Below are 13,369 nucleotides of genomic sequence, written 5' to 3'. Positions count from 1 at the left end.
TGGAGCCGGGAGTAAACAATGTTAGCCCCGCCTCCATCACTTCACTATTTAAGGATCAATTTTCTGACATCAGCAAACTGCAGAATGCTCAAGGTCAGATTACCCAGCGTATTCAAACGGTTGCTGCGGATAGCGATATCCTCTACCATGACCATATTTTCATCGAAATAAGCTTCAATGTATGGCGCAATGGCAGCCAATGCGGCGTAATCCGCTTCCGGATCGCCGTGGGAAAGTGCCAAATCGAGATGGTTGATCTGCACGTACAGATTCTTCTCGCTGGCTGTTTCCAGCAGCTCTTTCTGAACAGGAATCGATTCATCAGGATTCCCGGAAATGTTAACGACGCGCGCAAGAGCTTCCATGATTGCCTTGAATGACTCCTCTTCACTGTGAGCCTGCAAGACTTTTGCGTTTGCGAACAAAGTATTGACATCTTTTTCGCCGGATTGCAGCACAGCTTCCACTATATCATATCGGATGCCGTAGGTTTGAAGTTTCTGTTGGATCCGGGCGTTTGCAAAAACGGCAAGTTCATTCATCGTTTTATCGAACAATTCTGCATCTTCAACCGCATAGACCTCTGTCAACAAGCTTGAAAGCAACTCTTCCAATGAAAACGACCATTGGTACTTCTCGACGATCTGGATGACCCCGATCATTTGGCGTCGCAAAGCATACGGGTCATTCGATCCTGTCGGAACCATTCCCTGCAGGAAGAAACTGATGATGCTGTCCAGTTTGTCCGCCATCGCCAAGACAGCTCCGACTTGGGTTTCCGGCAATTCGCCTTCACTGGATACCGGCAGATAGTGTTCGCGGATGGCAGCAGCTACAGCAGCAGTTTCACCTTGCTGCAACGCATAGACTTCACCCATAATCCCTTGCAATTCCGTAAATTCGGAAACCATGTTCGTCACCAAATCAAATTTGTAGATGGAGGCCGCACGCAACAATTGCGTTTTGTCGTCCTCTGCCAGATCAAGCACATCAGAAAGATGGGCAGCAATTTTCGCTGTGTTGTCCATCTTATCATGAATGGAGCCGATTTTCGAATGGAATGTGACTTTCTTCAATTTTTCGACCGACTGCGCAATGGTGATGCGTTGATCTTCGTTGAAGAAGAATAGGCCGTCCTCAAGTCTTGCTGTCAGGACTTTCTCGTTCCCTTTCTTAACGTTATCGATGAATGCGCCATTCCCGTTGCGCACGGAAATGAAGTACGGCAATAATTTTCCGGTTTTGTCCTTCACTTCGAAATAGCGTTGGTGGTCCTTCATCGATGTGATCAATACATCTGCCGGCAACGTCAAATATTTGCTGTCGTATTCACCGAAGAAGGCAGTCGGGTATTCCACCAATGAAGTGACTTCCTCCAATAAGGTTTCATCGTTAGGGATGATCCAGCCATTTTCAGCTTCAATCGCCTGGAATTGGGCCCGGATCATGTTTTTTCTTTTGTCCTGGTCGGCGATGACATGTTGTTCCGCCAATTTCTCCGCGTACTCCTCCGCATGCGCGAGCGTCACTTCTTCGCCCAAGAAACGGTGTCCGCGCGTGGTCCGGCCTGAAACGACATCCAGCACCTGGAACGGGATGATTTCATCATCAGCCAATGCCGCAATCCAATGGATCGGACGGATGTACTTGAAGTGATGGTTGCCCCAATGCATCGAAACAGGGAAAGTCATCGACTCAACCACTGTGTTCAATTCCTTCAGGACTTCCGAGGTAGCTTTTCCGCTCGTTTCCTTCTTGACGAAAACATACTCTACACCATTCAGTTCATCAAAGAAGATGTCTTCAGGCGTCAAGCCTTGCCCGCGGACGAAGCCCAGTGCAGCTTTTGACCAACTCCCGTCAGCCTGCAAAGCAATTTTTTTTGCGGGTCCTTTGACGACCTCGGCCAAATCAGCCTGTTTATCGCTGACTCCACTGGCGATGACCGCCAAACGTCTCGGTGTCGCATACATTTCGATCGCATCGAAATTGATGCGGTTATCTTCCAAAAAAGCGGCCATTTTTTCTTTCAGTTGGATACTGCTGCTGCGCACATATTTCGCAGGCATTTCTTCAAGTCCGATTTCTAATAATACAGTTTGACTCATCACATTAGTCCTCCTTCAGGGCAAGTTCTTTTTGATCATCCGAAAGCAAAGGGAATCCCAGTTCTTTTCTCTTTTGGACAAAAGCTTTCGCCAGTTGGCGCGCCATATTGCGGATACGCGCGAGATAACCTGCGCGATCTGTAGCAGAAATGACCCCTCTTGCATCCAACAGGTTAAAGGCATGCGAACTCTTCAGGACATAGTCATAGGCTGGATGCACGAGACCGTTCTCGATTTGTTTTGTCGCTTCCGCTTCAAACGAATCAAACAGCTGGAACAACAGGTCGACGTTGCTTTCTTCAAATGAATATTTGGAATGTTCGAATTCCGGTTGGCCGAAGATTTCACCGTATTTCACGCCCTTGGTCCATTCAAGGTCATAGACACTGTTCACGTCTTGGATGTATGAAGCCAAGCGCTCCAAACCATAGGTGATTTCGCTCGTGACAGGACTGCATTCCAAACCGCCTACCTGTTGGAAATAGGTGAACTGGGTGACTTCCATCCCATCCAACCAAACCTCCCAACCCAAACCGGCGCAACCCAGTGAAGGGTTTTCCCAGTTGTCTTCGACAAAGCGGATATCATGTTCGATCGGATCGATTCCCAATACCTTCAAGCTTTCCAGATAAAGTTCCTGGATATTGTCCGGTGATGGCTTCATGACCACCTGGAATTGGTGATGTTGGTAAAGGCGGTTGGGATTTTCACCGTAACGGCCGTCAGCCGGACGACGGGAAGGCTCCACATAGGCCGCGTTCCAGGGTTCAGGGCCGATTGCGCGCAAGAAAGTATACGGGCTCATTGTTCCGGCACCCTTTTCAGTATCATAGGACTGCATCAAAAGGCAGCCTTGATCTGCCCAAAAATTTTGTAGCGCTTGAATCATTTTTTGCACAGTTAATTTGTTTTCCATCATAAATCTCCTCCACTTGAAATAATACATAAAAAAAGTCCCTATGCATCAAGTCTCCTTGAAACATAGGGACGAATATTTTCGCGGTTCCACCCTAATTCCGGCAAATGCCGGCACTTCGTTACAAGACTCGGATACGCCTTTCCGCAATAGTCTCCCGCTTTGGCTCACACTATCCCAAATTCGCTTTTCGGTACTGACCAGAGGTACTTTTATCTTCAACGTCCAGTATTTAGTTCTTCTCAATAGTAGCCTTGTTCCTGCAGAATGTCAAGAACTACTTGAATCGGACTGCCCGCTTTCGCTCGGCTTGTTCGGCTCTGGTTCCGCAACAGAACGGAAAGGAATCTCCACCTTTGTCTCCCAAGCGAACATCTGATCGATGAAGCTCTTGCTTTTCAGGCGGATCCCGACATATTCTTCATATAATTCGTCAATGAAGGCTCTGAGCGCCTGTTTCGTCGCCGGTTTGATTTTGATATTCCCGACTTGCTTTGGCGTTACCACTTGGAAAATCCTCGCAAAATGGACAGCCGCCGGGCTTGCATGCGACCTTCTGGGGTCCTCCCCGTAATGCTTCTGGCACAGCGCACCGGAATATTTGACCGAAAAATCGAAAGGTTCCTGCTTGCTGTGACAGATGACGCATTCCTGCAATTGCGGAGCTGCTCCAAAATATTTCAATACCCGCATTTCGAAAATGTTCACTACGATTTCCGCATCCATCCCGTTCTGCATGGCGACCAGTGATTCCTCCAACAAATCGAAGAGATCGGCGGCCTTGATGGCATCATTGATCGCCGCATCGGCCAGGTTGTTCAAATAAGTCGCATAGGCATTCAGGTGGATGTCCGTCTGCATTTTGGAAAAGTGGATGATTTCGCGGCTATCCTGCAGGAAGCTGAGTCCGTCATCCTTGATGCGGCCAAGATACGTCGCTTTTGTGAAGGGCAGGAGCGCTGCTTTCAAGGAATGGTTCGGGTTTTTGATGTTCTTCACAAAAAACATCCGTTTTCCATGTTCACGCGTAAATATTTTTACCAAAGCATCCTTTTCCCTGTGTTTTCGGATCGATAAGACGATGCCATCAAATTCCTGATATGTCTCCATGTCGCACCCTTTCGAAAAGAGAAGAGTCCGGAAGGAAACCTCCCAAACTCTTTCTGATTGCTATTCAAGTATCTTTAGCGCACTAGCTGATCAATCGTAATCTTTTTGGCGGTAACCGTAGTCCTGCAGATAACTCTGCTTGTCGCGCCAATCTTTTTGAACCTTCACCCAAAGCTCGAGGTAAATTTTATCACCAAGCATCGCTTCGATATCGCGGCGTGATCGGACACCGATTTCTTTCAGCATTTTCCCGCCTTTTCCGATGATGATGCCTTTTTGACTGGCCCGATCCACGATGATGGTTGCATGGACGTGGACTTTGTCGTCCTCGTTGCGCTGCATCGATTCAACGACGACAGCCACGGAATGCGGTACTTCTTCTTTGGTCAATTGGAGGATCTTTTCGCGGATGAATTCGGACACGACGAAGTATTCCGGATGGTCCGTCACTTGATCGTCCGGATAGAATTGGGGTCCTTCCGGCATGTATTTTTTGATGGTGACCATCATTTCATCCACATTGTTCCCTTGAATGGCAGAAATTGGGATCACTTCATTGAATTCATTGTCGGAAGTATAGTCCATGATAATTTTCAGCAATTCTTCCGGTTTGATCTGATCAATTTTGTTGATGATCAAAAATTTCGGAGTGCGCAGATTCTTGAGTTTTTCAAGAATAAAATTATCGCCCGCTCCTCTTTTTTCTGTTGCGTTCACCATGAACAGAACCAAATCCACTTCATTAAAGGTGCTGTATGCGCTCTTCAACATGAAATCATTCAAACGCGTCTGTGGTTTGTGGATTCCGGGCGTGTCGATGAACACGATCTGAGAATCATCCGAAGTGACTACTCCTTGGATTTTGTTCCGGGTAGTTTGCGGGACATCGCTCATGATGGCGACCTTTTGACCGACGATGCGGTTCAAAAGTGTCGATTTTCCTACGTTCGGTCTCCCGATGATGGAGACGAACCCTGATTTGAAACCTTCTTTTTTATTCATAAAAAACTCCTCAAATTAACTTATAATATAATTCCACAAACTCGGGCAAAAAGATGATGGCCGCAATAAGGATCGTAAAGAACACCGTAACCAAGACCGCTCCGGCAGCGATATCTTTTGCTTTCTTTGCCAGAGGGTGATATTCGTAATCAGTCACCAAATCGACCACATTTTCAAATATCGTATTCAAAAACTCCATGATGATGACCAAGAAGATGCAGAAGATGATCACGATCCATTCCATTGTGCTCGATTCGAAAAACCATGCCAACAAGAGCGGTATCAAGCCCAACAAGGCATGACTGCGCATGTTTTTTTCCTCTTTGAGGATAATGCCGATGCCATCCAAAGCATGCTTCACTGAAGCAAAAAAATTTGGATTCTTTCCGATTTTCCCCATTTTTTCCCTACTCGTCCCTTTTAAGTCCATAAGCATCCAGTATCTCTTTCTGAAGACCGAACATTTCCTTTTCGTCTTCTTCCGTCATGTGATCATAACCATTCAAATGCAGGAAACCGTGCAAAGCAAGGAAGCCTAGTTCTCTTTCGAAACTGTGGCCATAGGACTCCGCTTGCTCGGCGGTCTTGTCGGTCGAAATGATGATATCACCAATGTTGGTGGGAAAGGAGCCGGTTATGCTTTCCATATTGATCGGGAAGTCATCATCCATGTCATCATTCAGCGCAAAGCTGATGACATCCGTCGCTTGATCTTTGTTCCGGTATTCACGATTGATCTCCCTGATGCGGTCGTTGTCCACAAAAGTGATCGACAATTCGGTATCGGGCGCCAACTTCAAATACTCCCCCGCAAAGGAGATCAGGGAATGGACCAATTCAGTGTGCTCTTTCTGTACAGATTCGGTTTCATCAAAAATATCTATTTCCATATAATCGCTCACTTTTCTATGTTGTGTTTTGTTTCCTCTTTGACGTCATATGCTTTGATGATGCTCGCAACGACCGGGTGGCGCACGACATCATAAGTATCAAAGGTGACAAAAGTGATATCCGGGATGCCCTGAAGCTTCTTCTCGGCATCAATCAATCCTGATAGAGCGCCTTTCGGCAAATCGATTTGGGTCTTGTCGCCGTTGACGATCATTTTTGAACCGAAGCCGAGCCTTGTCAAGAACATCTTCATCTGTGCTACAGTTGTGTTCTGCGCTTCATCAAGGATGATGAAGGCATCTTCCAGCGTCCGTCCGCGCATGTAGGCAAGCGGCGCAATTTCGATGACACCCCTGTCCATCAAGCGGGTCGTGTGCTCGACGCCGTAGATGGCATAAAGCGCATCATAGACCGGGCGCAGATAAGGATCAACTTTTTCCTTCAGATCGCCGGGCAGGAACCCTAGATTTTCACCAGCTTCAACAGCCGGACGAGTCAGGATGATTTTCTTTACCTTACCATTCTTCAGAGCCTCGACAGCCATCACTACGGCCAAAAAGGTTTTTCCGGTTCCGGCAGGGCCTATTCCGAATACAACATCTTTTTTCTTGACGGCCTGCACATATTGTCTTTGGCCGAAATTTTTCGCCCGGATAGGCTTGCCTGCGTATGACCTGCCGATTTCCTCCTCATAAAGGTTAATGAAGAAGTCGAGGCTTCCGCGTTCCGACATTTTTATAGCTGTGACGATATCTGTTTGTGAAATAGGGATGCCGCGCGCTAACAATTCCAATAGTTGCTTCAACAGGGAGCGGGCCTTGTCGACAGCCAGCTCTTCGCCACTGATTTCGATTTTCATGCCGCGGCTTGTAATGGTCACATGCAAAGCATCTTCCAGCATCTTCAGATGCTTGTCTTGCGATCCAAATAATTGAGGCAAAACGGATGCGTCCATCACTTCAATTTTCTCTGTTTTATTCACTTTATCGGTCAAACAAGCTACACTCCTCTTTTTGGGGATTTTTTTCACTGCTTATTGCTAATAGTATAACATAAAGCGGCATGGCTTATGAAAATATTTATCCCCTTGCGTGCACGGTGATTCTTCAGGACGACAAAAAAATGGAATGATACGGAGATCATCCCATTCTTTATCGATTAGTCTCTAAGAATTTTAGAAAGTGAGCATCTGGCTGTTAGAATTTACGTTTTCTGGCAGCTTCAGATTTTTTCTTGCGTCTCACACTTGGCTTTTCATAAAATTCATGTTTACGAGCGTCTTGTAGAGTTCCAGTTTTTGAAACAGTACGTTTAAAGCGACGAAGAGCATCATCAAGAGATTCGTTTTTACGAACAACTGTTTTTGACATTAAATATTCCCTCCCTCCGAGCATTAAAAGTAACGTTTCCTTTTGAAAGTAAGTAATCAAAATGAAATTGTTCTTTTGATATTATATCATAGGCGAAAGCAATTGCAACGTTTTATTGCAAAACAATAATAGGAATTGTATCCTTGGGGAAAACCTGGGTTCTCCGTTCTGCCCTCAGCACTATCCAGCAGCCAGACAATTCTTGCAAACACCAAATATTTCGAAGCGATGGGAAGTAATCTGGCATCCTTCCAACTGTTGCTCAAAGAAATCCATCGGGCACATCTGCAGAGCAATCGTCATTCCGCATTGTTGACAAATAAAGTGATGATGATGGTGCCCCTCATGCAAACAAGTGATCCGGAACAGTTTTTCGTTGTTCAATTCTGTTTCTTCCAATATCCCAACTTCAACAAAAGTATACAGATTGCGGTATATCGTGTCATAGCTGAGGGTCGGATATTCATCCTCCAACGCATGAAGGACAGCTTTTGCGGACAGATAGCGGTTAGCTTCCACAAAAACCGTAATGATATCTTCTCTTTTTTGGGTATATTTATATCCCTGTTTCTTTAATTGCTGCAGTGCAATGGTCACGGTATCTACCGGCATCATTTTCCCTCCCGACTCTATCAATTTCAAATTGACTATAGTATATTATTAGTGAGATTGCAATGATTAAGATTCAGGAAGGACGAAATTATATGGAACAACAAGAGCAACAGGACCTACATTTTGTCATCATATCCGATTCAGTAGGGGACACCGCCAGGAAAGTCCTTCAGGCCGTCTTGGCACAATTCCCATCGGTAACCGTTCATATGTATCATTATCCGTTCATCAGAAAAATGAAAGACTTGGAGCCTGTATTGGAAGAGGCCAAAGAGCTGAAAGCATTTGTCATTCATACTCTGGTCGTCGAAAATTTGAGTGAATACACGGACAATTTTTGCGTTGCAGAGGACCTGCCTTGCTATAATATATTGAAAGATCTGGTCAGGGATATCTCCGAAACGACCGGACAGCAGCCCATCCGAAGAGCAGGCGCCTTGCATCGTTTGGATGATGAATACTTTAACCGGATCAGCGCCATCGAGTTCGCCGTCAAGTACGATGACGGGAAAGATCCAAAGGGTTTCTTGGATGCGGATTTGGTCCTGTTGGGCGTTTCCCGCACTTCAAAAACGCCGCTCTCCATGTTTTTGGCGAACAAGAACATCAAAGTAGCGAACCTGCCGATTATGCCGGAAGCCTCAGTGCCTGACGAAATTTGGCAAGTGGACCCTAAGAAAATCGTCGGATTGACCAATGATGCCGAAGTATTGAATAATTTCCGCAAGGAACGGATGATTGCCTATGGATTATCGCCGGAAACCATCTATTCGGACATGGACCGGATCCGTGCTGAGCTGGAATACGCCTATGAATTGTACAACAAATTGGGTTGCATCGTCATCAATGTATCCAAACGTTCTATAGAAGAAACAGCCGCCATCATCATGAGCAGCATCGAAATTTCTGATACGACCATTATACCCTGATATCAAAAGAAGAGGACCCGGATTTAATTCGGGCCCTCTTTCTATTCTTCAATTCGTTTGCCGCAGCAGCTCCGTTAGAACCCTCTGCTGGATCCGCCGCCTCCGGAAGAACCACCGCCTCCGAAGCCGCCTCCTCCGCCGAAGCCTCCGCCTCCGAAACCACCACCGCCATATCCTCCGCGATGATCGTTGCCGCGGTAACCACCGCCACCACCGCTAAGCAGCAGCCACCACAACGGGTTCATTCCGCCGCCGCGTCCACCGCGTCCGCCTCTGCCTCGACCACCAAAAAAGAAGGACAACAGCAAGAGGATGAACAGGAATTGGACCAGATCGGCGAAGAACGATGAATCGCCTTCCGCGTATTGCGTTGTATCGACAGGATAGCCAGAGAAAATCACTTCGTCATCATATTGATATTCTTCATTTACGACAACAGCAGCCTCCGTAAAGATTTCTTTCAACCCACCGTCGAAATCATTAGCCGAAAGATAATCCAGATGATTGTCCAGGATCCTGCCGGTCCGGCTGTCCGTTAGGGCACCTTCCAGACCGTATCCGATTTCGAAGCGGATTTCCCTTTCTTCAAGAGCCAACAAAATCAGCACACCGTTATCGGCATCTGCCTGGCCAATTCCCCACTTTTCGAACAGGTCAACGGAATACTCCTCGATTGTCTCGCCCTGCAGCGAATCGACAACCGCCACAACAACTTGGGGCTTTTCTTCCGTCAATTCATATTGCTCATTCACGCTCAGGATGAATGTTTTCGTTTCTTCGGAGAGCGTGCCGCTTGGATCATAGACATAAAACTCGGTTGTCGGATCAGGCAACGCTTGCGCCTGTTTGGAAGGTGCGAACGCCATCGCAAAGAAGAACAGTCCCAAAACCGCAAGCGATTGCCATCGCGCTTTTTTCCTCATTTGAAACAAAGCATCATCAGCCCCTCAATTATTCATCGTCAGTATTCAGATCCACACTAGGAGCGGTTTCAGCACCGCTGACCGCTTCAAAATAAGATTTTTCATCAAATCCGAAGAGGCCGGCCATGAGCGATCCCGGGAACCGTTTGACTTTGTTGTTGTATTGTTGGACCGCTTCATTGTAACGATCCCTTTCGACCGAAATTCTGTTTTCGGTGCCCGCCAACTCATCCATCAAAGCCGTCACTTGCTCATTCGATTTCAATTCCGGATAGTTCTCGACAATCACCAGCAGACGCGAAAGTGCAGATTCCATTTCGTTGCTGGCTGTAACCTGTTCTTCGGTCGTCTGGGCACTGCCGATTCTTGCGCGGGCATCAGCTATTGCCCCGAAAACTTCCTGTTCCTGTTCCATGGCTCCTTTTACTGATTCCACCAAGTTAGGGATCAGATCATAACGTCTTTGGAGCTTGGTTTCAACATTCGCCCATTGGACATCGACATTGCTCTCCTCCGTCACCAAACCGTTATAGGAGCTGATCAATGGCACTCCCAACAGCAGCACTGCAATAAAAACACCAATTAAGCCCTTCAACCAACCTTTCATCTTCCCATCTCCTTTATTCTTTCATTTTGTGCTTGAATAGTATTATCCCTGATTTTACCCGAAATGGCATCCATCCAAAGATGTATTTCTCACTGATTCAGTATATCTTCCAATAATCGCGGATTGAATGTTTGCGACTTCAGCATATCCAATTCAAATCGGTAAGGCGCCTTCTTGTTCTTTTTATCCTCGCCGACGAACGGAGTTTCCAATATTTTCGGCAAATCCTGCAATTGCGGGTGATGGACAATTTTGTTCAAAGTTTCAAAGCCGATGGTGCCCAAACCGATGTTAGCATGTCTGTCTTTGTGGGTTCCTCTTTCGTTTTTCGAGTCGTTGATATGGACCATTTTCAAACGTTCCAGTCCGATCACGCGGTCGAATTCTTCCAAAACACCGTCGAAGTCCTCTTTGACGTTATAGCCCGCATCGTTCGTATGGCACGTATCCAACGTCACCGAAAGTTTGTCGTTATGGACTACGCCATCCATGATGGCGGCCAACTCTTCAAATGTCCGGCCGATTTCCGTGCCTTTTCCGGCCATCGTTTCCAACGCAATCTGTGCAGTCTGACTAGGCTCCAGCACTTCATTCAGACCCTTGATGATCTGTTTGATGCCAACCTCAGAACCGGCGCCGACATGAGAACCCGGGTGCAGCGTAATCTGTTTTGCGCCAAGCGCTTGCGCCCGCACGATTTCATCGCGCAAAAATCCGATCGCGAATTCAAAATGCTCCGGTTTTGTAGTATTTGCCAAGTTGATGATGTAGGGAGCATGAACGACCAGTTCGACCAAACCGTGCTTCGCCATATAATCCATGCCTTCCGGAATATTCATCTCATCAACGCTTTTTCTCCGGGTATTCTGCGGAGCGCCTGTGTAGATCATAAACACCGAAGAACCGTAGGATGCTGCCTCTTCCGCTGAACCCAACAGCATTTTTTTACCGCCCATAGAAACATGTGAACCTATCTTTAACATATCTTCACCCTTTTATTGTGTATTATCCTAAAAAGCAGTTTCGCCTTCAGTAAAGCCTGAGACGAAAAAACAAGCCTTATGATACGTTTATTGTATCATAAGGCTTGTTTTCCTTACCATCAGATGCTCTTTTTGGTCCGATTGTTAGTCCAATGAAGCGATTCTTAGGCTCAATTCTTTCAACTGAGCTGCGCTTACTTCACTTGGTGCGTTAGTCATCGGATCGAAAGCTTTTCCGTTTTTAGGGAACGCGATCACTTCGCGGATATTCGATTCGCCAGCCAACAACATGACCAAACGATCCAGCCCTAAAGCGATGCCGCCATGCGGTGGGAAGCCGTAGTCGAAAGCATCCAACAAGAAACCGAACTCCTCTTCGGCATCTTCTTTACTGAAGCCAAGTGCCGCAAACATCTGCTCCTGCACTTCTCTTGTGTAGATACGCAAAGATCCGCCGCCGATTTCATAGCCGTTCAAGACGATATCATAGGCTTGTGCATAGACATCTTCCGGATGATCAGCTAATTTGGCAAGATCCTCATCGTTTGGACGAGTGAATGGATGATGCATAGCAGTATAACGTTTTGCATCCGCATCGTACTCAAGCAATGGCCAGTCCACAACCCAAACGAAAGCAAACTGGGATTTGTCGATCAGATCAAGGTCACGGCCGAACTTCAGACGAAGCTCTCCTAAAGCTTGATAGACGATTTCTTTTTTATCCGCAACAAACACGAGCAAGTCGCCAGGCTCCGCATCCATCAGTCTGATCAATTCTTCGCTGTCTTCAGTGAAGAATTTCGCCACGGCACCTTTCAGCCCGTCCTCTTCGACTTTCATCCATGCCATGCCTTTTGCGCCGTATTGCTTGGCATATTCGATCAGATTATCCATGTCTTTGCGCGAATAGGCATCGGCTTTGCCTTTGACATTCAATCCACGGACTTGTCCGCCGTTTTCGCTTGTCGCTTTGAACACGTTGAATGAAGAAGTTTTCGCAAATTCATTCATATCGATCAGTTCCAAAGCGAAACGGGTATCCGGCTTATCGCTGCCGAAACGGTTCATCGCTTCATCGTAGGAGATGCGAGGGAATGGAGCCGGAATGTCTTTGCCCAATACGTCCTTCATGACTTTCTGCAGCATGTTTTCGGTGATTTTCTGGATTTCCTCAGCAGACAGGAAACTGGTTTCGATATCCACTTGCGTAAACTCAGGCTGTCTGTCACCGCGCAAATCTTCATCGCGGAAGCAACGAACGATCTGGTAATAGCGGTCAAAGCCTGCGCCCATCAGCATCTGTTTGAACAGTTGCGGCGATTGCGGCAGTGCATAAAATTCGCCTTGGTGTACACGGGATGGAACGATATAGTCACGTGCACCTTCCGGGGTTGATTTCGTCAAATAAGGTGTTTCGATGTCCATGAAATTCAAGTCATCCAAATAGTTGCGGACAGTGCGCGTCGTTTGGTGGCGAATTTTCATATTGTTCATCATTTTGTCTCTTCTCAAATCGATGTAGCGGTATTTCATACGCAATTCATCGGATACGTTCAGGTCGCCTTCGATATAGAAAGGAGGCGTCTTTGCTTTAGCCAGAATTTCCACGGATTCCGCTTCGATTTCGATTGTGCCCGTGCCGATGTTCGGGTTGATCTGGTTTGCTTCGCGAAGGACCACTTTACCTTTGACCTGCAGTACATATTCCCCACGGATCGTTTCCGCAATGCGGAAGGCTTCTTCGCTGAATTCTGTATTGAAAACGACTTGGACGATGCCTTCGCGGTCACGCAGGTGGATAAAAATCAATCCGCCTAAGTCCCTTCTTTTGTTAACCCAACCATTGGCTACGACTGTCTGTCCAACGGATGCTTCCGTCAATAATCCGCAATACTCTGTTCTTCTTTCCATTTTCACT

The 13,369-nt window shown here is 46.7% G+C and carries 14 protein-coding genes; 1 reads left to right on the top strand and 13 read right to left on the bottom strand.

What is annotated here, in order from left to right; genetic code table 11:
- Positions 1-44 precede the first annotated feature (44 nt).
- From glyS to BM184_RS02845, 9 genes are all read right to left on the bottom strand, one after another.
- Positions 45-2,108 carry a glycine--tRNA ligase subunit beta gene (gene glyS / locus BM184_RS02885; RefSeq protein ID WP_086941361.1) on the bottom strand — a complete coding sequence of 688 codons (2,064 nt, stop codon included), beginning with the start codon at positions 2,106-2,108 and terminating at the stop codon, positions 45-47.
- Between the two features lie 4 nt (positions 2,109-2,112).
- Positions 2,113-3,024 (bottom strand): glycine--tRNA ligase subunit alpha, encoded by a 912-nt coding sequence (glyQ, locus tag BM184_RS02880; RefSeq protein WP_086941813.1) that lies wholly within the window; start codon positions 3,022-3,024, stop codon positions 2,113-2,115.
- A 270-nt stretch (positions 3,025-3,294) separates the two neighbouring features.
- Positions 3,295-4,134 (bottom strand): DNA repair protein RecO, encoded by an 840-nt coding sequence (gene recO / locus BM184_RS02875; protein WP_086941360.1) that lies wholly within the window; start codon positions 4,132-4,134, stop codon positions 3,295-3,297.
- A gap of 90 nt (positions 4,135-4,224) precedes the next feature.
- Positions 4,225-5,136, bottom strand: coding sequence for a GTPase Era (gene era / locus BM184_RS02870; RefSeq protein ID WP_086941359.1), 912 nt, complete (start codon positions 5,134-5,136; stop codon positions 4,225-4,227).
- Positions 5,137-5,146: 10 nt separating this feature from the next.
- Positions 5,147-5,536, bottom strand: a complete 390-nt coding sequence (locus tag BM184_RS02865) for a diacylglycerol kinase family protein (protein WP_245830501.1) — start codon at positions 5,534-5,536, stop codon at positions 5,147-5,149.
- Positions 5,537-5,543: 7 nt separating this feature from the next.
- A complete protein-coding gene (ybeY, locus tag BM184_RS02860) occupies positions 5,544-6,026 on the bottom strand; it encodes an rRNA maturation RNase YbeY (RefSeq protein WP_086941812.1) in 483 nt (160 codons plus the stop codon).
- A gap of 8 nt (positions 6,027-6,034) precedes the next feature.
- Entirely contained in the window at positions 6,035-6,982 is a 948-nt protein-coding gene (locus BM184_RS02855) for a PhoH family protein (protein WP_086941811.1), read from the bottom strand.
- A 241-nt stretch (positions 6,983-7,223) separates the two neighbouring features.
- Positions 7,224-7,397 carry a 30S ribosomal protein S21 gene (rpsU, locus tag BM184_RS02850; RefSeq protein WP_068559653.1) on the bottom strand — a complete coding sequence of 58 codons (174 nt, stop codon included), beginning with the start codon at positions 7,395-7,397 and terminating at the stop codon, positions 7,224-7,226.
- Positions 7,398-7,577: 180 nt separating this feature from the next.
- Positions 7,578-8,012 carry a Fur family transcriptional regulator gene (locus BM184_RS02845; protein ID WP_305727960.1) on the bottom strand — a complete coding sequence of 145 codons (435 nt, stop codon included), beginning with the start codon at positions 8,010-8,012 and terminating at the stop codon, positions 7,578-7,580.
- A gap of 89 nt (positions 8,013-8,101) precedes the next feature.
- Between BM184_RS02845 and BM184_RS02840 the strand changes: the two genes are divergently transcribed.
- Positions 8,102-8,938 carry a pyruvate, water dikinase regulatory protein gene (locus BM184_RS02840; protein ID WP_086941356.1) on the top strand — a complete coding sequence of 279 codons (837 nt, stop codon included), beginning with the start codon at positions 8,102-8,104 and terminating at the stop codon, positions 8,936-8,938.
- Between the two features lie 74 nt (positions 8,939-9,012).
- Here the strand turns inward: BM184_RS02840 and BM184_RS02835 are convergent, their stop codons facing one another.
- From BM184_RS02835 to aspS, 4 genes are all read right to left on the bottom strand, one after another.
- Positions 9,013-9,861: a TPM domain-containing protein gene (locus BM184_RS02835; protein WP_086941810.1), complete on the bottom strand. Its 849-nt coding sequence runs from the start codon at positions 9,859-9,861 to the stop codon at positions 9,013-9,015.
- A 28-nt stretch (positions 9,862-9,889) separates the two neighbouring features.
- Positions 9,890-10,468: a LemA family protein gene (locus BM184_RS02830; RefSeq protein ID WP_086627846.1), complete on the bottom strand. Its 579-nt coding sequence runs from the start codon at positions 10,466-10,468 to the stop codon at positions 9,890-9,892.
- Between the two features lie 89 nt (positions 10,469-10,557).
- Positions 10,558-11,451: a deoxyribonuclease IV gene (locus BM184_RS02825; protein ID WP_086941355.1), complete on the bottom strand. Its 894-nt coding sequence runs from the start codon at positions 11,449-11,451 to the stop codon at positions 10,558-10,560.
- A 144-nt stretch (positions 11,452-11,595) separates the two neighbouring features.
- Positions 11,596-13,362 (bottom strand): aspartate--tRNA ligase, encoded by a 1,767-nt coding sequence (gene aspS, locus BM184_RS02820; RefSeq protein ID WP_086941354.1) that lies wholly within the window; start codon positions 13,360-13,362, stop codon positions 11,596-11,598.
- Positions 13,363-13,369 lie beyond the last annotated feature (7 nt).

Origin of the sequence: Trichococcus pasteurii, assembly GCF_900112935.1 — a bacterium.
Classification (GTDB): domain Bacteria; phylum Bacillota; class Bacilli; order Lactobacillales; family Aerococcaceae; genus Trichococcus; species Trichococcus pasteurii.
This window is presented reverse-complemented; position numbering and strand designations above follow the sequence as displayed.

Excerpts from the sequence above, each read along its gene's own strand:
- BM184_RS02855 (WP_086941811.1), bottom strand. The coding sequence starts at position 6,982 with ATGGACGCATCCGTTTTGCCTCAATTATTTGGATCGCAAGACAAGCAT.
- aspS (WP_086941354.1), bottom strand. The coding sequence starts at position 13,362 with ATGGAAAGAAGAACAGAGTATTGCGGATTATTGACGGAAGCATCCGTT.
- ybeY (WP_086941812.1), bottom strand. The coding sequence starts at position 6,026 with ATGGAAATAGATATTTTTGATGAAACCGAATCTGTACAGAAAGAGCAC.
- BM184_RS02840 (WP_086941356.1), top strand. The coding sequence starts at position 8,102 with ATGGAACAACAAGAGCAACAGGACCTACATTTTGTCATCATATCCGAT.
- glyQ (WP_086941813.1), bottom strand. The coding sequence starts at position 3,024 with ATGGAAAACAAATTAACTGTGCAAAAAATGATTCAAGCGCTACAAAAT.
- BM184_RS02865 (WP_245830501.1), bottom strand. The coding sequence starts at position 5,536 with ATGGGGAAAATCGGAAAGAATCCAAATTTTTTTGCTTCAGTGAAGCAT.
- BM184_RS02845 (WP_305727960.1), bottom strand. The coding sequence starts at position 8,012 with ATGATGCCGGTAGATACCGTGACCATTGCACTGCAGCAATTAAAGAAA.
- BM184_RS02830 (WP_086627846.1), bottom strand. The coding sequence starts at position 10,468 with ATGAAAGGTTGGTTGAAGGGCTTAATTGGTGTTTTTATTGCAGTGCTG.
- rpsU (WP_068559653.1), bottom strand. The coding sequence starts at position 7,397 with ATGTCAAAAACAGTTGTTCGTAAAAACGAATCTCTTGATGATGCTCTT.
- glyS (WP_086941361.1), bottom strand. The coding sequence starts at position 2,108 with ATGAGTCAAACTGTATTATTAGAAATCGGACTTGAAGAAATGCCTGCG.
- era (WP_086941359.1), bottom strand. The coding sequence starts at position 5,136 with ATGAATAAAAAAGAAGGTTTCAAATCAGGGTTCGTCTCCATCATCGGG.
- recO (WP_086941360.1), bottom strand. The coding sequence starts at position 4,134 with ATGGAGACATATCAGGAATTTGATGGCATCGTCTTATCGATCCGAAAA.
- BM184_RS02825 (WP_086941355.1), bottom strand. The coding sequence starts at position 11,451 with ATGTTAAAGATAGGTTCACATGTTTCTATGGGCGGTAAAAAAATGCTG.
- BM184_RS02835 (WP_086941810.1), bottom strand. The coding sequence starts at position 9,861 with ATGAGGAAAAAAGCGCGATGGCAATCGCTTGCGGTTTTGGGACTGTTC.